Source organism: Cellulosimicrobium sp. ES-005 (assembly GCF_040448685.1).
GTDB lineage: Bacteria > Actinomycetota > Actinomycetes > Actinomycetales > Cellulomonadaceae > Cellulosimicrobium > Cellulosimicrobium cellulans_G.
Map to the genome: position 1 here is coordinate 1644925 of NZ_CP159290.1, position 21516 is coordinate 1666440.

Below are 21516 nucleotides of genomic sequence, written 5' to 3' on the forward strand. Positions count from 1 at the left end.
AGCTCGGCCCGGGCTGCCCGTCGCGCGCGATCAGATCGTGCGGGGAGCGCGGGCGAGGTTCTCGCGCAGCTCGTCGGCGTCCTGGCGCGCGACGTAGGCCGGCCGGTCCCGCTCCACCCGCCACGACTCCGCGAGCGGGCTCGTGTCGACGGTGTCGAAGCCGAGCTCGTCGTAGAAGCTCGCGACCCAGTCCGCCGCCTCCGGGAAGTCGCTCGCGGTCGCCAGGGCGCGGCGTCCGGGGGTGCCTGCGGGGGTCCCGTCGGTCGTGATGTCCGTCGACCGGATGTGGTTGAACGCCTTGGCCACCTTGGACCCCGCCAGGTGCTCCTGGAGCAGGCCCGACGACGTGGCCTCGCCGCGGTCGAGCGCCTCGACGTGGCCGTCGCGCTCCCAGTAGTAGTTGTTCGCGTCGAGCACGATCTTCCCGTCGAGCGGCTCGACCGGGACCTTGCGGTACGCCCCGAAGGGCACCGCCACGACGGCGACGTCCGCGGCCCGCGCGGCGTCCTCCGCCGTCGCCGACCGCGCCCGCGGGCCGAGCTCGGCCACGAGGTCGTCGAGGGTCCGGGGGTCCCGCGAGTTCGCGATGACCACGTCGTAGCCGTGGGCGATCGCCGCCCGGGCGACCTGAGAGCCGATGTTGCCTGCGCCGATGATCCCGAGAGTCGTCATGGTCATCGACAACGCACCGGCGCGCCCGCTATTCCGGTGACCTCCCGGACGGGGTCGTGTGGCATCCTTCCGTCCCAGGGGGTGCCCATGATCGATCCGCTGGTCGCGACGTTCGTGATCCTCGCGTTGGCGGTCGTCGGCTTCATGACGAACCGGCTCCCGCTCGTGGTCGTCGCGCTCTTCGTGCCCGTCGCGCTCTGGGCGACGGGGGTGCTGCCGCTGGACGCCGCGCTGGGTGGCTTCAGCGACCCGATCGTCCTGTTCATCGCGACCCTGTTCGTGCTCAGCGACGCGCTGGACTCCACGGGGATCACCGCGTGGATCGGGCAGTGGCTCGAGCGGCGTGCGTCCCTCGGCCGCGCCGGGCTGCTCGCGCTGATGGTCGGGGTCGCCGCCCTGCTCGCGGCCGTCATCAGCATCAACGGCGCCGTCGCGGCGCTGCTCCCGGTCGCGGTCGTGGCCGCCGCGCGGGCCGGCATCGTCCCCTCGCGCATGCTCGTCCCGCTCGCGTTCGCCGCGGGCGCCGGATCGCTCCTGACGCTGACCGGCACGCCCGTGAACATCATCGTGTCCGAGGCGGCGGCCGAGGCGGGCGGTCAGGAGTTCGGCTACTTCGAGTTCGCGCTGGTGGGGATCCCGCTCGTTCTCGCCACGGCCGTGCTCGTCGTGACGCTCGGCGACCGGCTGCTGCCGGAGCGTGTCCCCGAGCACCTCGCCGACACGGCCACCGACCCGCGCGAGCGGGTGCGCTCGTGGCGCGAGAGCTACCCCGCGGACCTGGACACGGGTCGCCTGTTCACGGGCGGCACAGGGGTCGTCGAGGTGCTCATCGCGCCCCGCTCCACGCTCGTGGGGCGCCGGGTGAGCCCCGGCATGACGACGCGGGACGAGGGCCTCGTCGTGCTCGCCATCCGCCGCGGTGACGGCAGCACCACGGGCCCCGAGTCCGAGGCCCCCTCGGGTCCGATGATCCTCCAGCCCGGCGACGCCGTGCTCGTGCGCGGGCCGTGGGACGCGCTCCACCGGTACACCCAGTCGCCCGACGTCATCGCCGTCGACTCCCCGCGCAGCCTGCAGCGCGGCGTCCCGCTCGGACGCGGCTGGCGGCGCTGCCTCGGGGTGCTGGTCGCGACGATCGTGCTGCTCGCGACCGGGGTCGTGCCGCCGGTCATCGTGGGCCTGCTCGCGGCGGGCGCCCTCGTGCTCCTGCGGGTCGTCACCGTGCCGCAGTCGTTCCGCGCGATCTCGTGGGACACCGTCGTGCTCATCGCGGCCCTCATCCCGCTGTCCGCGGCGTTCGTCTCCTCGGGCGCGGCCGACGCGATCGCGGACGTCGTGCTCCGGCTCACCGGCGGCGGCTCCCCGCACCTCGCGCTGCTCGTCGTGTGCGTGCTCACCCTCGTGCTCGGCCAGTTCATCTCGAACGTCGCGACGGTCCTCGTGATGGCGCCGGTCGCGGTGTCGTTCGCGCAGACGCTCGGGGTGAGCGTGCAGCCGTTCATGATGGCGCTCACGGTCGCGGGCGCCGCGGCGTTCCTGACCCCGATCGCCACGCCGGTCAACCTCATGGTCCTGCAGCCGGGCGGCTACCGGTTCGGCGACTACTGGCGCCTGGGCCTGCCCCTCGCGGTCGTGTTCCTCGCCGCCGCGGTCCTCTACGTGCCGCTCGTCTGGCCGTTCTGACGCGATTCACGGCACGGCCGGCGTGCCGTGGCAGGAAGCCGCCGCGCGTGGGACGGTATACCGCGTCGCGCGGGGCCGTCCGCCCCTGCGGCGTCCGGACGGACCTGAGACAGGGGAGCGGTGCATGGACGATGTGGCGAGCGGCGGCGGGACGTACGACGCGGTCGTGATCGGGGCGGGTTTCTCGGGGCTGGCGATGCTCCACCATCTCCGGGAGGTCGGGCTCTCCGTCCTCGTGGTCGACGCCGCCGCGGGAGTCGGCGGGACGTGGTGGGCCAACCGCTACCCGGGCGTGCGCACCGACTCGGAGTACCTCGCGTACGCCTTCTCGTTCTCCCGCGAGGTGCGGGACGAGTGGGACTGGAGCGAGCGCTACCCGCGCGGCGAGGAGATCCGCGCCTACCTGGAGTTCGTCGCCGACCGGCTCGACCTGCGGCGCGACATCCGGCTGAGCACGGCCGTCGAGCGGGCGGAGCACTCGGACGCCACGAACCTGTGGACGCTCACCCTCGCCGACGGGTCGACGCTGCGGGCCACCTATCTCGTGTCGGCGACCGGGCTGCTCTCCCGCCCCGTGTACCCCGACCTCCCCGGGCTGGACACCTTCGCCGGGCCTGCGTACCACTCGGCGAGGTGGCCGCACGAGGGGGTGGACCTGTCCGGCAAGCGCGTCGGGCTGATCGGCGTCGGCGCGTCCGGGATCCAGATGCTCCCGGAGCTCGCCGCGCAGGCGGCCCACGTCACGGTCTTCCAGCGCACCCCGAACTACGTCCTGGAGACGACGAGCCCCGCGGTGACCGCCGACGAGCTCGCCGCGCTGCGGGCGGACTACGACGCCGTCTTCGAGCGCGCGGCCCAGCACCCGTTCGGCGTGCCGATGGAGATCCCGACGCGGTCGGCGCTCGAGGTGGACGACGACGAGCGCCGCCGGGTGTTCGAGTCACGGTGGGAGGCCGGGGGCTTCCGGTTCGCCAACGAGTGCTTCACGGACCTGGTCTCCAGCCCCGAGGCGAGCGCGCTCGCGTCCGACTTCCTCCGCGGCAAGATCCGCGAGATCGTCACCGACCCCCGGACCGCCGAGGCGCTCAGCCCCTCCACCTACACGTTCATGGGCAAGCGCCCGCCCACCGGGCACGGCTACTACGCCGCGTACAACCGGGAGAACGTCGAGCTCGTCGACGTCCTCGCGAACCCGATTGCGCGAGTCACGCCGCGCGGCGTCGTCGTCGCCTCCGAGGACGGGACGGAGGAGGCCGAGCACGACCTCGACGTGCTCGTGCTCGCGACGGGCTTCGACGCCATGACCGGGGCGCTCACCGCGTTCGACGTCGTCGGTCGCGAGGGCGTCACGCTGCGCGAGCGGTGGGAGCGCGACGGCCTGCGGACGTACCTGGGGATCTCCGTCCACGGGTTCCCCAACCTCTTCCTGTCGCTCGGGCCGCAGACGCCGCTGTCCAACCTCACCGTGCCGGTCCAGCGCGGCGCGCAGTGGCTCCAGCGCGCGCTGGCCTACGCGCGGGAGAACGGCGTCGCGCAGCTCGAGGCGACGCGCGAGGCCGAGGAGTGGTGGTACGAGGAGACCGAGCGCGCGGCCCGGGCCACGGTCATGTACGAGGAGGGCAAGAAGGCCGGCGCCTGGTTCGTCGGCGGCAACGTCCCCGGCAAGCGCGCGGAGATGGCGGTGTACCTGGGCGGGGGACCCGCCTACCAGGACGCGTGCGCGCGGGCCGCGGCCGAGCAGTACGCCGGGTTCCGCCCGGGCTCCGGGCTGCCGACGGTCCACGTGCCCGCGACCGCCGCGGAGACCGCCGCAGTCCCTGCCGCAGGCTGACAGGCGGGTGCGGTGCGCCCCCTGCGCGCACCGCACCCGCCTCGCTGCCCGCGGGACGACCCGGTCAGCAGTACAGACCCGAGCCCGGGGCGACGCCCAGGACCTCGGTGATGCGCACGTACCGGTCCACCCGGGACTGCACGGACGCCGGGTTGCCGCCGTCGCACTCGAGCGCACCGTTGAGCGAGTTGATCGTCTGGCCGAACCCGGCACCCGAGACCATCGCCTGGTGCGACGTCATCACCCCGGGGCCGTTCTGCGTGTTCCAGTACCAGAGCGCCGTCTGCCAGGCGACGGACGGGTCCTCCTCGACGAGCCACGGGTCGTTCAGCAGGTCGATCCCGAGCGCGTCGCCCGCGGCCTTGTAGTTGAAGTTCCAGCTGAACATGATCGGCCCGCGGCCGTAGTACGCCGTCTGGCCGGCGGGGCAGCCGAACGGCTGCTCGTCGTCGCACTTGATCCAGTAGTTGGCCTCGTTGATCTCCTTCACGTACCGCAGCCCGACCGACTCGAAGTCCGCGTGCGTGAGGAACGCGGCGACCTCGCGCGTCCGCGTCTCGGGCGTGCCCGTGCTCGCGAACGCGGGGTAGGCGCCCAGCGCGTCGACGAACCCGTCGTACGTGTAGAACGGGTGCCGGTTCGGGAAGATCGCGTCGAACTCCGCGCGGCTCACGACGAAGTCGTCCCCACCCCCGACGCACCGGCCGGCATCCACCCAGACGCTCGTCGACCCCGGCGTCTCGCGCTGCGTCCACCAGCGAGCCGTCCAGTTCCGCCCGTGGTGCGACGCCGTCTGGCCGCCCGAGTACGCCGTCGTGGCCGACCACGTCGCGGCGCACGTGGCGGCGCTCGCGGACGGGTCGGCGGTCGCGGGCGCCGCGGACGCGCTCGCCGGAGCGGCGAGCGACCCCACCACGACGGTCGACACCAGCGCGGACGCGACGGCCGTGAAGGCGCGCCGGAAGCGTGTGCTCATGAATCCCCCTGCTCTGTGGGCGGCATCGTTACCGCCGCTCACAAACCTAGCGCGCGCGGGGGCACCACGACAAGCAAGACGTCCGGGACACCCGCGCCCGGCGGTCGAGCCCACGGCGGCGGGGAGGAGCGCCGGCGCACGCGGGGCCGTGCCGAGATCGGGGTGCCCGCGGCGCGCCACCAGCGAGCGAGAGCACGGCCTACCGGTGGGCGTGCGTCCCGTAGAACGCCCGGATGCGCTGCTGGGTGGTCGGGTCGAGGCGTCGTCGTCGGCTGGGCGCGCCGACGTCGTGGGCGGCGAGCCACCTTCTGAGGGCGGTGGGGTGTACGTCGACGATCTCCGCGAACTCCTCGACCGTGGGCCATGAGGGCTGTGGTGTCCGCACGCGAGGGCCCATCGCGGCGTGGTGCAGGTCCTGTCCCCACGCCATCGCCTCGGCCGGCGTCGTGAAACCGCCGATCCGTCCCGCGGTGGGGTACGGCTTCTCCAGGCACCACTCGTCCCCGCGGGGCACGATGCGGTACTGCCCCTCGCGCGCGCTCGCCTGATAGCTGCCGTCCTCCGACCGTCCCCAGTCCAGCCTCATGAGTACCAGTCTCGGCGGTAAGCGCTCTCTGGCAAGGCGAGCGCCAGAATTCACCCTCGCGGCAGCGACCTCGTCCACGACCATCCCTGCGCCGACCGGCGGCAGGAGACGACAGAGTCCGCACGAGCCGCCGCCGGTAGGGTGCTGGCGGCTCGTGCGGACTCTGCGGACCAGAGCATCGTCCCGCTCGCGTCGACGCAGGTCAGACGCAGAGAACTGGTCAGATGTCGTAGTAGAGCTCGAACTCGTGGGGGTGCGGGCGCAGGCGGATCGGGTCGATCTCGTTGGCGCGCTTGTAGTCGATCCACGTCTGGATGAGGTCCGGCGTGAAGACGCCACCCTCCGTGAGGTACTCCTGGTCGGCCTCGAGCGCGTCGAGCGCCTCGCCGAGGGACGCGGGGACCTGCTGGATCTGCGCGTGCTCCTCGGGCGGCAGCTCGTAGAGGTCCTTGTCGATCGGCTCCGGCGGCTCGATGCGGTTCTTGATGCCGTCGATGCCGGCGAGGAGCTGCGCGGCGAACGCGAGGTACGGGTTGGCCGACGGGTCCGGCACGCGGAACTCGACGCGCTTGGCGGCGGCGGAGGAGCCGGTCACCGGGATGCGGATGCACGCGGAGCGGTTGCGGGCCGAGTAGACCAGGTTGACCGGGGCCTCGTAACCGGGGACCAGGCGGTGGTAGGAGTTCACCGACGGGTTGGTGAACGCGAGCAGCGACGGGGCGTGCTTGAGCAGGCCGCCGATGTACCAGCGCGCGATGTCGGAGAGACCGCCGTAGCCCTTCTCGTCGAAGAACAGCGGCTTGCCGTCCTTCCAGAGGGACTGGTGGGAGTGCATGCCCGAGCCGTTGTCGCCGAAGATCGGCTTCGGCATGAACGTGACGGACTTGCCGGCCTCGAACGCCTCGTTGCGGATGACGTACTTGAACTTCATCAGGTCGTCGGCCGCGTGCAGCAGCGTGTTGAAGCGGTAGTTGATCTCCTGCTGGCCCGCGGTGCCCACCTCGTGGTGCGCGCGCTCGACCTCGAGGCCGACCTGCTCCAGCGTGGCGCACATGTCGTCGCGCAGGTCCGCGAAGCGGTCGGACGGGGAGACGGGGAAGTAGCCGCCCTTGTAGCGCGTCTTGTACGCGAGGTTGCCACCCTCCTCCTCACGGCCCGTGTTCCACGCCGCCTCGATGGAGTCGAGGTAGTAGAAGCTGGAGTGCTGGTTCGTCGCGAACCGCGCCTCGTCGAAGAGGTAGAACTCGGCCTCGGGCGCGAAGAACGCGGTGTCGGCGATGCCGGTGGAGCGCAGGTACGCCTCGGCCTTGGCCGCGATGTTGCGGGGGTCGCGCGAGTACGGCTCGCCCGTGAACGGGTCGACGATGGAGAAGTTCACGACGAGCGTCTTGCGCTTGCGGAACGGGTCCACGAACGCGGTCTTGACGTCCGGCACGAGCTTCATGTCCGACTCGTGGATCGCCTGGAAGCCGCGGATCGACGACCCGTCGAACATCAGGCCGTCCTCGAACGCCTTCTCGTCGAACTGCGAGACGGGGATGTTGAAGTGCTGCATGATGCCGGGCAGGTCGCAGAACCGGACGTCGACGAACTCGACGCCCTCGTTCCGCGTGAAGGCGATTGCCTCCTCCGCGTTGTTGAACATCCGTTGCTCCTTGATCGGGTGGTGCCGTCGGGCTGCGCGGCGAACCTGCCGCTGACGTGGCGCCCACGAACCTAGGCCGAGGCGGTTTCCCCGCCGTGTACCCATTGTTTCCGTCGTGTTACGTCCCGCGTCCCCGTGTGACGTTCGTGCTACACGAGGGCACGCGGCAGCCGCCGGCGGGCGGTGTGCCGTTCGGCACGATACCGCCGTGGGTGCCCGAACCGTCGAGGTCGTCCACCGACCGGCACGTACCCTGGTCCCGTGGTTTCACGCGAGGACATGGGTTCGTGGCTCGAGGGCACCCCGGGCGGTCAGCAGGGCGGTCGCGGCGCGCGGCTCGGTCTCCCGCCGGACGGACCGGGTTCGCTCGCGACCCTGGGACGGCGCGTCGTCGCGCTCGTCATCGACTGGGTGCTCGCGACGCTCGTCGCGTTCCTCTTCTTCCGGCCTGCCGTGCCGGGCTTCTTCGAGGGCATCTCCGCGCTGCCGGTGTGGTCGCAGCCGCTGGTCTTCGCGATCGAGAACGTCCTGCTCGTGAGCACGCTGGGGTTCACGGTCGGGCACCGCGTGATGGGCATGCGGGTCCGCCGTCTCGCCGAGCCCGCCCGCATGGTCGGCGTCGGCCGCGGGGCGCTGCGCACCGTGCTCCTGTGCCTCGTCATCCCCGCGGTCGTGTGGGACGCCGACGGGCGCGGTCTCCACGACCGCGCTGCGGGCACCGTCCTGGTCCGCACCTGACGGCGGCTCCGACCCGCGTCCCGCTCAGCGGGTCGCCCGGGCCGGAAGGTCACCCGGGACGACGACGCCCGGCCGGTGAGGAGCGAACCTCGCCCGGCCGGGCGTCGTCGTGCAGGAGGGTGCGCGTCAGCGCCCCTTGAGCCCCTTGCGGTCGGGGCGCGCACGCGTCGGGTCGATGCCCTTGGGGATCGGCAGGCGCGAGACCCCGAGCGCGCGCAGGCGCTTGGAGACCTCGGCCGTCTCCGGCTTGGTGAGCGACGGCTTGAGCTTCTGGACGGCGCGCGGGAGCTTGGGAAGGGCGACCTGGCCCTCCTCGTCGCCGACCTGGATCGTCGTGATCGGCACGTTCGGCAGCACGCGCGCGACGCGCTTGCGCTCGGCGTCGAGCTGACGCTTCGCGCGGTGCGCCGGACCCTCGCTCACGAGCACGACACCGGCCCGGCCGACGCCGCGGAACACGAGGTCCTGCGTGCGCGGGTCGATCGCGACGGGCTCCTCGTCGAACGTCCAGCCGCGGCGGATCGTCCCGAGCGCGGCGCGCGCCGCGCCGGGCTGGCCCTCGATCTGCTGGTACGCGGCGCGCTCCGCGCGACGCGTGAGGACGAACATCGCGCCCAGCGCCGCGAACGGGATGCCGACGATGAGGGTGTAGACCCACTGGCCCCACCACAGGCCGATGCCCAGCGCGACGGCGAGGATGCCGACGAACACGCCGAGCATGACCCACGTGACCGCGGGGTCCTGCTTGCGCGTCATCTGGTACGCGGCCCACACCTGGTGGTACCAGCGCTGCTTCTTGGGCTTCTTCTGCTTCGCGACCTGCTCGCCGGCGGCGGGCGCGCCGGTGCTGTCCGAGTTCTTGCGGGCCATGCCGGTCAGTCTAGTGGGGCGAACGGGCCAGCAGGCTCGCGGCCTCCTGGCGGGACGTCGTCGGCTCGGCGAGGTGCGCGAGAGCCGCCGGGATCTCCATGCCGCGGCGCGTCATGGCCTGGCCCCACAGGCGTCCCGCGCGGTAGGACGACCGTACGAGCGGGCCGGACATGACGCCGAGGAAGCCGATCTCCTCCGCGGCGTCGGACAGCTCGACGAACTCCTCGGGCTTGACCCACCGGTCCACCGGGTGGTGGCGCAGCGACGGGCGCAGGTACTGCGTGATCGTCACGAGGTCGCAGCCGGCGTCGTGCAGGTCCTGCAGCGCCTCCTTGGCCTCCGCGATCGTCTCGCCCATGCCGAGGATGATGTTCGACTTGGTCACCAGCCCGGCCTCGCGCGCCCGCGTGAGGACCGACAGCGAGCGCTCGTAGCGGAAGCCCGGGCGGATCTGCTTGAAGATGCGCGGCACGGTCTCGAGGTTGTGCGCGAGCACCTCAGGGCGGGAGTCGTTCACCTCGTCGAGCAGCTCGGGGATCGCGTTGAAGTCGGGGATGAGCAGCTCGACGCCCGTCCCCGGGTTGAGCTGGTGGATCTGGCGGACGGTCTCCGCGTAGAGCCAGGCACCGCCGTCGGGCAGGTCGTCGCGTGCGACGCCCGTGATGGTCGAGTAGCGCAGGCCCATCGCCTGGACGGACTCGGCGACGCGCCGCGGCTCGTCCGCGTCGAAGTCGGCCGGCTTGCCCGTGTCGATCTGGCAGAAGTCGCAGCGGCGCGTGCACTGGTCGCCGCCGATGAGGAACGTCGCCTCGCGGTCCTCCCAGCACTCGAAGATGTTGGGACAGCCCGCCTCCTCGCAGACCGTGTGCAGGCCCTCGCGCTTCACGAGGCCCTTGAGCTCGGAGTACTCAGGACCCATCGTCGCGCGGGTCTTGATCCACTCGGGCTTCTTCTCGATCGGCGTCGCGGCGTTGCGGGCCTCGACCCGCAGCATGCGCCGTCCTTCAGGTGCGATCGTCACGGGTGTCTCCCGGTCGTCGTGGCGAGTGAGCGCCGACGTCGCGCCGAGCAGGCAGTGGGCGGGCGCACCGTTCGGGTGCGCGCGCCCGGGTACGACGCCGGACTCCGGTCAGACTACGCGCTCGCGCTCGTCGTCTCCCGCGCGTCGCTCACCCTGTGGACGTGACGTCAACGACACCCCGGTCGCGACGAGCAGGACCGCCGCGACGACGGGCAGCCAGAAGGCGGTCGTCGTCGAGACGGCGTCGGCGAGCGCGCCGCCACCGGAGGCGCCGACCGCCACACCGACGACGTTCGCGCTCGCCACGAGCGTCATGGCTGACGCCGTGCGCCCGGCGGGTGCGCGCTCGCCGGCGACGGTGAACACCGTGACCATCACCGGCCCGACGAACAGGCCGGTCGCGGCGACCGCGACGACGACGGCGGTCAGCGAGCCGCTCGCGGCGGCGAGGACGAGGGCGACCGTGCCCGCCACGAGCCCGGCAGCGAACGTGATCCACCGGCTGCGCAGGCCCCAGCGGCGGGGGAGCGCGACGACCGACAGCGCGGTGACGGCGGAGCCCACCCCCATCACGGCGTAGACGAGGCCCGCGCTCCCGGGGACGCCCGCGTCGCGGGCGAGCGCGGTGAGCGCGGCCTGGGTCCCGCCGAACAGGAGGCCCATCGCGAGCATCCCGACGAGCACGACGGCCTCGCGCCGTACGAGCGCGAGCGTCCCGACGGTGTCGGTGGCCGCGCTCGTCGTGCCCGTGCCCGTTCCCGCGTCGGACGAGGTGGCGGGGGCGTGGAGGGTCGCGCGCGCCGTCGGGTGGAGAGCGAACGCGGTGCCGAAGACGGCGATGCCGCCCGCAGCGACGAGGACCGCGACCTGCGGCGAGCCGGCCGACGCGAGGACGCCGACGAGCGCGGGGCCGAGCACGAAGCTCACCTCGTCGGCGGTGCTCTCGTAGCTCATCGCGGCCTCGACGGTGCGCGGCTCGTCGGCGGCGAGCCGGAGCCAGCGCACGCGCGCGAGCGGGCCGACCTGCGGTGCGCTCGCTCCCGTCACCGCCGCGGCGGCGAGGACGGCGGCCGTCGCGCCGGGCGCGGAGGCGGCGAGGACGAGACCGAGCACGGCGAGCGTCGCGACGGGGACGGCGACGAGCAGGACCCGGCGCTGACCGACGCGGTCGGCGAGCGCGCCCTGGGTCGGGCCGCCGAGCGCCGTCCCGAGCGCGGTCGCCGCCGAGGCGAGCCCGCCGATCGCGACGGACCCGGTCGTCGAGGACACCAGGAGCAGGGTCCCGATGGTGAGCATCGAGAACGGGAGCCGGGCGAGGAACGCCACGGGGAGGAACGCGCGGCCCGCGAGCTGCGGCAGCCGGGCGTAGCCGCTGCGCCCCGGCGCGTCGGGGCGGGGAGGAGCGGGCAGGGGCGGGGAGGTGCGGGCGCGCGACGTCGGGCGCGCGGGGGTGGTGGTCATGCGGTCCAGGTCCTCGGGGTACGTCCTACCGCGCGCCGACCCACCCGTACTCCGGCGCGCGAGGATTCCCTGGAGTCCCCAGCCTAGCCCGCGAGCGCGTCCTGCGGGGAGGTCGGGTGCGCGTCGTCCCACGCGGTCGCGGCGAGCAGCGGCGTGAGCGCGTCCTCCAGCGCGGCGACGAGCAGCGGCGCGACCTCGGCGAGCGTGACCTCGCGCCCGAGCTCGGCGGTGAGCGAGGTCACGTCGGCGTCCTCGATCCCGCACGGGACGATCCGGTCGAAGCGGGAGAGGTCGGGCACGCAGTTGAGGGCGAGCCCGTGCATCGTCACGCCCTTCGCGACGCGCACGCCGATCGCGCAGACCTTGCGCTCGCGGCGCGTCGCGTCGGCAGCGACCCAGACCCCGCTGCGTCCCTCGACGCGCATCGTCGCGAGGCCGAGCCGCGCGCACACGCCCATGACGGCCTCCTCGAGCGCGCGCACGTACGCGACGACGTCGACCGGCTCGGCGAGCCGCACGATCGGGTAGGCGACCTGCTGGCCCGGGCCGTGCCACGTGATCTTCCCGCCGCGGTCCACGTCGACGACGGGCGTGCCGTCGTCGGGCCGCTCGTCACGGCGCGTGCGGCGGCCGGCGGTGTAGACGGAGGGGTGCTCGACGAGGATCAGGGTGTCCGGCCGGGTGGTCGCGACGACGTCGTCGTGCACCGCGCGCTGGAGGTCCCAGGCCTCGTGGTACTCCGTGATCCCGGGCAGCGCGAGCAGGTCCATCGGCTCAGGTTAGCCCTCGTCGTGGGGAGTCCGCGGCAACGTCTCGAGCAGCGCGAGGAGGGCGTCCCGCAGCGCCGCGATCTGGGCGTCGTCGAGCCCGCGGGTCGCGAGCTCCTCGGCGGGACGACGCCGCGCGGCGGCCAGGCCTGCCTCGCGCCCGGACGCGGTGATCGCGACGGCGCGACGGCGGCGGTCGGCGGGGTCGTCGGTGCGGGTCACGTACCCGGAGCGCTCGAGCCGGGCGACGACCCTGCTCATGGTCTGCTCGGTCACGCCCGACTCCTCGGCGAGGACCCGCTGCGAGCGAGGTCCGGCGAGCAGGTGCATGAGCACGGGGAAGCCCGCATGGTTGAGGTCCCACTGCCCGAGGTGGGCGTTCCACTCCCGCTCGATCCGGCGGGCGACGGCGAACAGGAGGCGGCCGGTGGCCCACTCCCGGGGGTCGGTGGGTGTGGGGTCGCCGACGTCCGGGCCGGCGTACCGCCCGGTGCTGCCGCTGCTCGACGCGTGCTCCAACGTGCATTCCTCCCTCCGCCATGGCACCATTCCTCAGCATGCTGAGCAATAGGACGGGCGGGTTCCTCCGCGGGCTGATCATTGTCGCAGTCATCGGTCTGTGGATGGCGATCGGCGCGCTGGGCGGGCAGGCCCAGGGGCGCCTGAGCAGCGTGCAGACGAACGACGCCGCCGCGTTCCTCCCGGCGAGCGCCGAGTCCACGCGCGCCGCCGAGGTCGCTCAGGAGTTCACCGACTCCGAGACCCTGCCCGCGCTCGTCGTCGCCACGACGGGCGACGGCAGCGCCCTGACGCCCGAGGACCTCGCCGCGCTCGACGCGTTCGCCCGGGCGGTCCCGGACGCCCCGCTCGCGGGGACGTCGGGCGACGAGCCCGCGACCGTCGGCGACGTCTCCGTCGCCGACCCCGTCGTCGTGCCGTCCGAGGACGGCGAGGCGGCGCTCGTCGTCGTCTCGCTCGACGCGTCCGTCGCGTCCGACCGGATCGGCGCCGACGAGGACAGCGTGAGCGAGCTGGCGGTCGGCGCGCTGCGCGACCTCGCCGCCGCGGACGCGTCCGAGGGCGGGCTCGCCGGGACCTCGCTCGACGTCTGGGTCACCGGCCCGGCCGGGTTCGTGGCCGACCTCGTCACCGCGTTCGGCGGGATCGACACCGTCCTCCTGCTCGTCGCGCTCGGCGCCGTGCTCGTCATCCTCGCGATCGTCTACCGGTCGCCGATCCTGCCGTTCCTCGTGATCCTCACGGCCGTGCTCGCGCTGACCCTCGCGGGCCTCGTCGTCTACCACCTCGCCGCCGCCGACGTCCTCACGCTCAACGGGCAGTCGCAGGGCATCCTCTCGATCCTCGTCGTGGGCGCGGCGGTCGACTACTCGTTGCTCGTCGTCGCCCGGTACCGGGAGGAGCTGCGCTTCGTCCGCTCCACCACGGTGGCGCTGCGGCGGGCGGTGCGCGCCTCGGTCGAGCCCGTCGCCGCGAGCGCGGGGACCGTCATCGCGGGCCTGCTGTGCCTGCTCCTGTCCGACCTGTCGTCCAACCGCAGCCTCGGCCCGGTCGCCGCGATCGGCATCGCCGCGGCGTTCGTCGCCGCGCTCACGCTCCTCCCCGCCCTCCTGCTCGTCGCCGGCCAGCGGTCGCGCGCGCTGTTCTGGCCGCGCATGCCCCGGTACGAGGGCGCGCACGCCGAGCACGACGGCGGGGCGACGGACGCGCAGACCACGCCCGTCGAGAGCGACGACGCGGTGCGCGTCGACGGGCACGGCGTGTGGTCGCGCGTCGCGAGCTTCGTCGGTCGGCACGACCGGCGCGTGTGGGTCGTCACGGCGCTGGTCCTCGCCGCGTGCGCGGCGTTCGTCCCGACGCTCGACGCCGAGGGAACGGGCGACTCGGAGGTGTTCCTCGCGGACGTCGACTCCGTCGCCGGCGAGGCGGCGCTCACGGAGCACTTCGAGGGCGTCTCCGCGCAGCCCGCGATCGTGATCGCCCCCGAGGAGGACCTCGACGCGGTCGTCGCGGCCGCCGAGGGCACCGAGGGAGTCGCCGCCGCCACGCCGGTCACCGACCAGCCTGCCGCCGCGCCGGGCGCACCCGCGCGCGGCGAACCGCTCGTCGTCGACGGACAGGTGCGGGTCGACGTCACGACCGACGCGCCGTCGGACAGCCAGGAGGCCGTCGAGACCGTCTCGGCGCTCCGTGACGCCGTGCACGACGTCTCGCCCGACGCGATGGTCGGGGGCGCCGCCGCCGAGCGGCTCGACACGCAGCTCGCGGGCCAGCGCGACCTGCGGACCATCGTGCCGGTCGTCCTCGCCGTGATCCTGCTCATCCTGATCCTGCTGCTGCGGTCCGTCGTCGCGCCGGTGCTCCTCATGCTCGCCAACGTGCTGTCGTTCGGCGCCGCGCTCGGCGTCGCCGCGATCGTGTTCGACCACGTGCTCGACTTCCCGGGCGCCGACCCGGCCGTCCCGCTCTACGCGTTCTGCTTCCTCGTCGCGCTCGGGGTCGACTACTCGATCTTCCTCATGACGCGCGTGCGGGAGGAGAGCCTGCGGGTCGGGACGCGGCGCGGCGTCCTGCGGGGCCTCGCGGTCACGGGGTCGGTCATCACGTCGGCCGGGGTCGTGCTGGCCACGACGTTCGCCGCGCTCGGCATCATCCCGCTGCTGTTCCTCGCCCAGCTCGCGTTCATCGTCGCGTTCGGCGTCCTCGTCGACACGCTCGTGGTGCGGTCGCTGCTCGTGCCCGCGCTCGTGCACGACGTCGGCCGTCGGGCCTGGTGGCCGAGCGCGCTCGGGCGCACGGACCGGGGCCCGGGGGAGCCGGGTCAGCCGGCGGGGAGCGGCTCGGCCGGGCAGTCCGCGAGCACGCGCGCCATCGCCTCGGACTCCGACGGCGTCACCGCGAGCTCGTAGGCGGTCTTCACCGCGACCTGCCGCGCGACGTACGGGCAGCGGAACGCGTGGTTCGGGGGCAGCCACGCGGACGCGTCGCGAGCGCCCTTGGCCTGGTTCGCGGGGCCGTCGGACGCGAGGAGGTTGAGCGGGTCGTTGGCGAACTGCCGACGCGTCTCGTCGTCCCAGGCGCGCGCGCCCTTGCGCCACGCGTCGAGCAGCGGCACCACGTGGTCGATCTGGACCGCCATGCTCGTCGCGTTGCCGCGGCGGAAGTCGATGGTCTCGCCGGTGTACGGGTCCTGGAAGGTGCCCGTGCGCACCTCGCAGACCTCGCCCCGGGTCGAGAACGTGAGGTCGGTGAGGTCGCGCGCGAGGATGTCGTTGCGGGTGTCGCACCCGTTGCCGTCGACGTCCGCCCACGCGGGACCGAAGAGCCCCCGTTCGTAGCCCGTGTCCGGGCCAGGCCCCTTCACCTCGAGCCGCGCCAGCGCCTCGAGCGCGCTCCCCGGGGTCGGGGCCGGCTCGTCGTCGGCGGCGACGGACTGCTGGTTGATCACGTTCGCGACCACGATGGCGACCGCCAGGGCGATCAGGACGTAGCGCAGGACGCTCCGACGAGGGACGCGGCGGCTCGTGGTGCTCAAGGGACGACCTTCCCGAAACCGATTCTCGGCCCGACCCGCGCGAGACGGTACGCAGCGCTCCATACCGGACCAACGCGCACATTCTGCCAGGTTCGCGGGGGTGCTCGGACCATCCCGGCGGACGTCTCCGGCGCCCGTCGCGGTCACGGCTAGATTGGTCGGCATGGACACCGCCGCGCGCACGCTCAGGGTCGGGATCGTCGGGTACGGGGGAGCAGGCCGGGGCATCCACGCGCGCCTCGTCCGCGAGGCCGGGCACGTGGTCACGGCGGTCGTCGTCCGGTCGCCCGAGCGTCGGGCCGCCGCCGCCGAGGACTGGCCGGACGTGCACCTGCACGACGACCTCGACGCGCTCCTCGCGGACCGCGCCGCCTACGACGTCGCCGTCGTCGCGAGCCCGTCGGCCCTGCACGCCGACCACGCCACCGCGCTCGCGCGGGCGGGGGTGCCCGTCGTCGTCGACAAGCCGCTCGCGCTCGGCGCGGCGTCGTCCCGCGCCGTCGTGGAGGCGGCCGAGGCAGCGGGCACGCCCCTCACCGTCTTCCAGAACCGCCGCTGGGACCCCGAGCAGCTCACCCTGCGCTCCGTGCTCGACCGCGGCGAGATCGGGCGCGTGCACACGTTCGAGCGCCGGTGGGAGCGATGGCGCCCCGTGCCGCAGCAGCGCTGGAAGGAGAACGACCTCGTCGGCGGCGGCCTGCTCCTCGACCTCGGGCCGCACCTCGTCGACTCCGCGACCCAGCTCTTCGGGCGCGTCACCGGCGTGTGGGCCGAGCTGCGCTCGCACACCACCCCCACCGAGGACGACGTCTTCCTCGTGCTCCACCACGCGCCCGACGCCGACGGGAACGCGGTCGTGAGCCGCCTCTGGGCCGGCTCCGTCGTCGGCGCCCCCGGGCCGCGCACGCGCGTGCTCGGGACGACCGGGGCGTACGTCGTCACGACGTTCGAGAACGACGCGTCGCCCTTCGAGGTCTTCGACGACGCCGCCCCCGAGGGCACGCTCGGCTGGGTCACGCGCGGTCGCGAGCGCGAGCCCGTCCCGCAGGCACCGGGCGGTCACGCCGACTTCTACCGTGCCGTCGCGGACTGGATCCTCGACGACGGGCCCGTCCCCGTCGACCCGCACGACGCCGTCCGCACCGCCGAGGTCCTCGACGCCGCCCGTCGCAGCGCCCGCGAGGGTCGCCTCCTCGACGTCTGACCGCCCTCGGGGCGGAGCCGGCCGGGGGCGCCCGGACCCGGACCCGGCGTCCCGACCCGCCCGCGCCCGGGACGCGGCACCGGGCGGAGGATCCGGCCTGTGGACAACGGCACGGCGGGGTCCGGCACGCGGTGAGATGGGGGCATGTCGTCGTCGACGTCGCGCCGCGCGCGACCGCCCGTGGAGTCCGTCGCCGACCTGGTACCCGTGCTCGCGGCCGCGGGATGGTCGGTGCGGCGGGAGCCCGGCGCGAGCGGTGGGTCCGTCGCGTACGACGACGCTGGCACGGTGTGCGAGATCGCCCGGCTGGAGGTCCCCGAGGGCCCGGGGGCTCGCGCGGTGCTGGTCGAGCACCTGCACGCGCTCTCCGAGGAGCACGAGCACGTCGTGGCGGTGCGTGGTGTCGTCGAGGCGGGGGAGTCGTCGCTCGTGGTGCTCACCGACCACGTCGACGGGCTGCGTCTCGACGAGCTGGCGGCGGCACGGGAGCCCTTCCGGGCTGCCGAGGCGGTCACGGTGCTGGTCCCCGTCGCGCAGGGCCTGGCGCGGCTCCATCGGGACGGGCGCGCGCACGGGAGCCTCGAGGCGGCGTCGGTGGTCGTCACGCCGAGCGGGAGGGCCGTCCTGCGCCCGGCGCTGGCGCCCGCGCGCGGGACCGCGGCGGACGACGTGCGGGACCTCGCCCGGGTCGTGCTCGACCTCGTGCCGCCCCCGGCGTCGAGCCACCCGTCCTACCGCGCGACCGGCGACCCGGATGAGGCGCGCGACCTCGCGGCGCTCCACGCCGAGCTCGCGGTGGCGCTGCGCGACGAACCGTCCGCGCGACCTGCCGCGGGGACGTTCGCCGCGCGCTGCTACGACGCCGTGGTGCCGCGACCGGTCGTGATGCCCGACCCCGCGCGTCTCGTGGCCGGTGCTCTCGGCGGTCGGCGGACCGTGCGGCCCGGCGTCGGGGTACGGACGGTGTCCGGGAGCGCCGCGCGTGGTGGGACCGGGCCCCGTGGGCGGGGCGCGCGGGCCCGACGGCGACGGGCGGTTCGTGCCGTCGGCACGAGCCTGGCGATCCTCACCGGGTGCGCGGCGCTCGTGGTGCTCCCGGTGCACCTGGGAGCGTCGCGGACGGCCGCGCCCGACGGCGGCGAGAGGGCGCCGAGCATGGTCGCGACCGCCGTCGAGCCGGCCGAGGACGCGAGGGCGGTGCTCGACCCGGACGACCCGGGCGGGGCCGCACGGGCCCTCACGGCGCGCCGGCTCGCGCTGCTCACCGAGGGCACGGGCGACCTGTCGTCGGTGGTGGTCGCGGGCTCGTCGGCGGAGGCGCGGGACGCCGCGGTGCTGGCGGCGCTCGAGGGCGTGGACGTGCTCGACGCGCGGGCGGAGGTCTTCGACGCCCGACCCGTCGAGGGCTGGTCGCGCGCGGCGGCCGGGGCGGGCACGGTGCCCGCCGACGCGGTCGTCGAGGTCGACTACGCCGTCAGCGCGCACCGGCAGCGCACGGACAGCGACGAGCTGCAGGTGCCCGCGACGCCGCGGACGACCGTCGTGCTCGTGCTCCGCTGGACCGACGCCGGGTGGCGTGTCGTCGAGGTGCGCTGAGGCGCACCGCCGCGGGGTCCGGTCGGACCTGGCTCGGACGTCGGGGCGAGGCGTCAGCGCCGCTCGGCGACCCGCCGGACGGCGTCGTCGAGCAGGGGGTCGGAGTAGGTGAACCCGCTCGCCTCGAGCACGGTGGGGAGGGCGCGCTGGGAGCCGAGGATGTCCGAGGCCAGCTCGCCGAGCACGACGCGCAGCGCGACGGAGGGGACGGCCAGCACGGCCGGGCGGTGGAGCTCTCGCGCGAGCGCGCGGGTGATCTCCGCGTTCGTGGCCGGGTGGGGGGAGCAGAGGTTGACGGGCCCGTGCACGGGAGCGGTGAGCAGGTGGCGCAGCGCGTCGACCTCGTCGCGCAGCGTGATCCAGCTCCAGTACTGCGTGCCGGGGCCGAGGCGTCCGCCGACGCCGAGCCGCAGCAGCGGGAGGAGCCGGCCGAGGGCACCGCCCTCGGAGGAGAGCACGATGCCCGTCCGGGCGTGGACCACGCGGACGCCCGCCTGCTCGGCCGGCGCGGTCGCGGCCTCCCACTCCCGGACCAGCCGGGCGAGGAACCCGTCGCCCGACGCCGACGTCTCGGTGAGCACCTGCGCGCCCCGGTCGCCGTAGTAGCCGATCGCGGAGCCCTGGACCCAGACCGGCGGTGGCGCGTCGAGGCCGGCCATGGTCCGGGCCAGGAGCCCGGTGGTCCGGGTCCGGGACGTGACCAGGGTGCGCTTGTACTCGGTCGTCCAGCGGTGGTCGCCGATCCCTGCGCCCGCGAGGTTGACGACGGCGTCGGCCCCGGCGAGCACGCCGGGGTCCAGGACGCCGGCGTCGGGGTCCCACTCGTGCTCGTCGGACGTCTGCGGGGCACGCCGCACGAGCCGGCGCACGCGGTGGCCGTCCTCGCGCAGCCGCTCGAGCAGCTCCGCACCGATGAATCCGTGCGAGCCCGCCACGACGATGTCCATGGGGCCACGCTACGGGGCCGCGACCGTCCCGCGCACCCGTGGCCGGGAACTTCTCCGCGACCGGCCCGCGCCAGGTCACGGAAACGCCGCGAGGCCCCGACCGTGGGTGGTCGGGGCCTCGCGGCGTGCGTCAGGGAGCGCGGAGCGTCAGAGGCCGACCTCGGCCTCGAACGCGCCCTCCTCGATGCGGTTCTTGATCGTGGTGAGGAAGCGCGCGGCGTCCGCACCGTCGACCAGGCGGTGGTCGTAGGACAGGAAGATGAAGCACGTCGAGCGGATGCCGATCGTGTCGTTGCCGTCCGCGTCCGTCACGACGACCGGGCGCTTGGTGATGGTGCCCGTGCCGAGGATCGCGACCTGACCGACCGGGACGATCGGCGTGTCGAAGACGGCGCCGCCCGAGCCGGTGTTGGTGATCGTGAACGTCGCGCCCGCGAGCTCGTCCGGACCGACCTTGTTGGCACGCGTGCGTGCGCCGAGGTCGGCGATCTTGCGCGCGATGCCGGCGAGGTTGAGGTCGCCCGCGTCCTTGATGACGGGGACCACGAGGCCGCGCTCGGTGTCGACCGCGATGCCCACGTTCTCCTGGCCGTGGTAGGTGATCTCGTCCTCGCCGAAGGTCGCGTTGATCTTCGGGTAGGCCTTGAGCGCCTCGACCGCGGCGAGCGTGAAGAACGGCAGGAACGTGAGGTTCGCACCCTCGCGCGCCTTGAAGTCCGCCTTGGCGCGGTTGCGCAGGGCGGCGACGCGGGTGACGTCGACCTCGACCGCCGTCGTGAGCTGGGCCTGCGTGCTCAGCGCCTCGACCATGCGGCTCGCGACGAGCTTGCGCAGACGGCTCGTCTTCTCGGTCGTGCCGCGCAGCGGCGAGACGGCCGGGACGGAGGCCTTCTTCGGGGCACCACCGGCGGGAGCCGCGGGAGCGGCAGCTGCGGGGGCGGCCTTGGCCTCCTCGGCCTTGCGGGCGGCCTCGAGCACGTCCTCCTTGCGGATGCGGCCGCCGACGCCCGTGCCCGTGAGGGTCGACAGGTCGACGCCCTTGTCCGCCGCGAGCTTGCGCACGAGCGGGGTGAGGTACGTGCCGCCGGCCTTCGCGGCCGGGGCCGGGGTCGCACCCGGTGCGGACGGCGCGGCGGGCTTCTCGGCCGCGGGGGCCGGGGCGCTCGTGGCCGGGGCCGGCGTCTCCTCCTGCGCGGCCTGGGCCGGGACGTCCGCCTCGCTCGCCGGGGTGCGCGCCTCGGTCGGGGCCGGGGCGGGCGCAGCCTCCTGCTTCGGGGCCTCCTGGGCGGGCTCGGCCGGTGCCGCGGGGGCGGCGGCCGGGGCGGCGCCCGAGCCGACGATCGCGAGCACGGTGCCGACCTCGACCGTCTCGTCCTCCTGGACGAGGATCTGCTGGACGGTGCCGGCCACGGGCGAGGGGACCTCGGTGTCGACCTTGTCGGTCGAGACCTCGAGCAGGGGCTCGTCGACCTCGACGGTCTCGCCGACCGACTTGAGCCACCGGGTCACGGTGCCCTCGGTGACGGACTCGCCGAGCGCGGGGAGCCTGATCTCCTCACCGCCGGAGGACTGCGGCGCGGGAGCGGCCTGCTGGGCCGGGGCGGGCTCGGCGGGGGCCTCCTGCGCGGCCGGCTGCTCCGGCTCGGGCTCCGGCGCGGCCTGGGGCGCGGGCTCCTCGGCCGCCGCGGGGGCGGGGGCGGCGTCGCCGCCGCCGGAACCGTCGCCGATCACGGCGAGGTCGGTACCGACCTCCACGGTCTCGTCCTCCTGGACGAGGATCTGCTCGAGCACGCCCGCGACGGGCGACGGGATCTCGGTGTCGACCTTGTCGGTCGAGACCTCGAGCAGCGGCTCGTCGACGGCGACGGTGTCGCCGACCGACTTGAGCCAACGGGTGACGGTGCCTTCGGTGACGGACTCGCCGAGGGCCGGCATCTGCACGTTCTCAGACATGACCTGCCTGGTC

At 74.2% G+C, this 21516-nt stretch carries 18 protein-coding genes; 6 read left to right on the top strand and 12 right to left on the bottom strand.

Annotated elements, in window-relative coordinates:
- Positions 1 to 30 precede the first annotated feature (30 nt).
- Positions 31 to 672, bottom strand: a complete 642-nt coding sequence (locus tag ABRQ22_RS07125) for an NAD(P)-binding domain-containing protein (protein ID WP_353709043.1) — start codon at positions 670 to 672, stop codon at positions 31 to 33.
- Positions 673 to 759: 87 nt separating this feature from the next.
- Between ABRQ22_RS07125 and ABRQ22_RS07130 the strand changes: the two genes are divergently transcribed.
- Entirely contained in the window at positions 760 to 2355 is a 1596-nt protein-coding gene (locus ABRQ22_RS07130) for an SLC13 family permease (protein ID WP_253050157.1), read from the top strand.
- Between the two features lie 124 nt (positions 2356 to 2479).
- The gene (locus tag ABRQ22_RS07135; RefSeq protein ID WP_253050155.1) at positions 2480 to 4186 is read left to right on the top strand and encodes an NAD(P)/FAD-dependent oxidoreductase; all 1707 of its coding nucleotides are present in this window, start codon (positions 2480 to 2482) and stop codon (positions 4184 to 4186) included.
- A gap of 64 nt (positions 4187 to 4250) precedes the next feature.
- On the opposite strand, the gene ABRQ22_RS07140 is transcribed toward ABRQ22_RS07135, so the two are convergent.
- The 3 genes from ABRQ22_RS07140 to glnA all read right to left on the bottom strand — a co-directional run bounded on the left by ABRQ22_RS07140 (position 4251) and on the right by glnA (position 7393).
- Complete coding sequence (locus ABRQ22_RS07140) at positions 4251 to 5162, bottom strand: glycoside hydrolase family 19 protein (RefSeq protein ID WP_353709044.1); 912 nt, start codon at positions 5160 to 5162, stop codon at positions 4251 to 4253.
- Between the two features lie 199 nt (positions 5163 to 5361).
- The gene (locus tag ABRQ22_RS07145; protein WP_353709045.1) at positions 5362 to 5748 is read right to left on the bottom strand and encodes a hypothetical protein; all 387 of its coding nucleotides are present in this window, start codon (positions 5746 to 5748) and stop codon (positions 5362 to 5364) included.
- A 220-nt stretch (positions 5749 to 5968) separates the two neighbouring features.
- Positions 5969 to 7393 (bottom strand): type I glutamate--ammonia ligase, encoded by a 1425-nt coding sequence (gene glnA / locus ABRQ22_RS07150; protein WP_353709046.1) that lies wholly within the window; start codon positions 7391 to 7393, stop codon positions 5969 to 5971.
- 261 nt (positions 7394 to 7654) lie between these two features.
- Between glnA and ABRQ22_RS07155 the strand changes: the two genes are divergently transcribed.
- On the top strand, positions 7655 to 8131 hold the full coding sequence (locus ABRQ22_RS07155) for an RDD family protein (protein ID WP_353709047.1): 477 nt from the start codon (positions 7655 to 7657) through the stop codon (positions 8129 to 8131).
- A gap of 126 nt (positions 8132 to 8257) precedes the next feature.
- Here ABRQ22_RS07155 and ABRQ22_RS07160 read toward each other — a convergent pair whose 3' ends face one another.
- The 5 genes from ABRQ22_RS07160 to ABRQ22_RS07180 form a co-directional block, all read right to left on the bottom strand.
- Entirely contained in the window at positions 8258 to 9001 is a 744-nt protein-coding gene (locus ABRQ22_RS07160) for a DUF4191 domain-containing protein (protein WP_047233940.1), read from the bottom strand.
- Positions 9002 to 9011: 10 nt separating this feature from the next.
- Complete coding sequence (gene lipA / locus ABRQ22_RS07165; RefSeq protein ID WP_353709048.1) at positions 9012 to 10022, bottom strand: lipoyl synthase; 1011 nt, start codon at positions 10020 to 10022, stop codon at positions 9012 to 9014.
- 108 nt (positions 10023 to 10130) lie between these two features.
- Positions 10131 to 11483, bottom strand: coding sequence for an MFS transporter (locus ABRQ22_RS07170; protein WP_353709049.1), 1353 nt, complete (start codon positions 11481 to 11483; stop codon positions 10131 to 10133).
- Between the two features lie 83 nt (positions 11484 to 11566).
- Positions 11567 to 12253 carry a lipoyl(octanoyl) transferase LipB gene (lipB, locus tag ABRQ22_RS07175; RefSeq protein ID WP_353709050.1) on the bottom strand — a complete coding sequence of 229 codons (687 nt, stop codon included), beginning with the start codon at positions 12251 to 12253 and terminating at the stop codon, positions 11567 to 11569.
- 9 nt (positions 12254 to 12262) lie between these two features.
- Entirely contained in the window at positions 12263 to 12769 is a 507-nt protein-coding gene (locus tag ABRQ22_RS07180; RefSeq protein ID WP_353709051.1) for a MarR family winged helix-turn-helix transcriptional regulator, read from the bottom strand.
- Positions 12770 to 12807: 38 nt separating this feature from the next.
- Between ABRQ22_RS07180 and ABRQ22_RS07185 the strand changes: the two genes are divergently transcribed.
- Positions 12808 to 15177 carry an MMPL family transporter gene (locus ABRQ22_RS07185; RefSeq protein ID WP_353709052.1) on the top strand — a complete coding sequence of 790 codons (2370 nt, stop codon included), beginning with the start codon at positions 12808 to 12810 and terminating at the stop codon, positions 15175 to 15177.
- Here the strand turns inward: ABRQ22_RS07185 and ABRQ22_RS07190 are convergent.
- Complete coding sequence (locus ABRQ22_RS07190; RefSeq protein ID WP_353709053.1) at positions 15090 to 15803, bottom strand: HNH endonuclease family protein; 714 nt, start codon at positions 15801 to 15803, stop codon at positions 15090 to 15092. The two genes, ABRQ22_RS07185 and ABRQ22_RS07190, sit on opposite strands and share 88 nt — an antisense overlap.
- Positions 15804 to 15966: 163 nt before the next feature.
- Here ABRQ22_RS07190 and ABRQ22_RS07195 point away from each other — a divergent pair, with 163 nt between their 5' ends.
- Positions 15967 to 17007: a Gfo/Idh/MocA family oxidoreductase gene (locus tag ABRQ22_RS07195; RefSeq protein ID WP_353709054.1), complete on the top strand. Its 1041-nt coding sequence runs from the start codon at positions 15967 to 15969 to the stop codon at positions 17005 to 17007.
- A gap of 144 nt (positions 17008 to 17151) precedes the next feature.
- Entirely contained in the window at positions 17152 to 18603 is a 1452-nt protein-coding gene (locus ABRQ22_RS07200) for a hypothetical protein (RefSeq protein WP_353709055.1), read from the top strand.
- A gap of 53 nt (positions 18604 to 18656) precedes the next feature.
- On the opposite strand, the gene ABRQ22_RS07205 is transcribed toward ABRQ22_RS07200, so the two are convergent.
- Positions 18657 to 19550 (bottom strand): TIGR01777 family oxidoreductase, encoded by an 894-nt coding sequence (locus ABRQ22_RS07205; protein WP_353709056.1) that lies wholly within the window; start codon positions 19548 to 19550, stop codon positions 18657 to 18659.
- Positions 19551 to 19697: 147 nt separating this feature from the next.
- On the bottom strand, positions 19698 to 21503 hold the full coding sequence (sucB, locus tag ABRQ22_RS07210) for a 2-oxoglutarate dehydrogenase, E2 component, dihydrolipoamide succinyltransferase (protein ID WP_353709057.1): 1806 nt from the start codon (positions 21501 to 21503) through the stop codon (positions 19698 to 19700).
- Positions 21504 to 21516 lie beyond the last annotated feature (13 nt).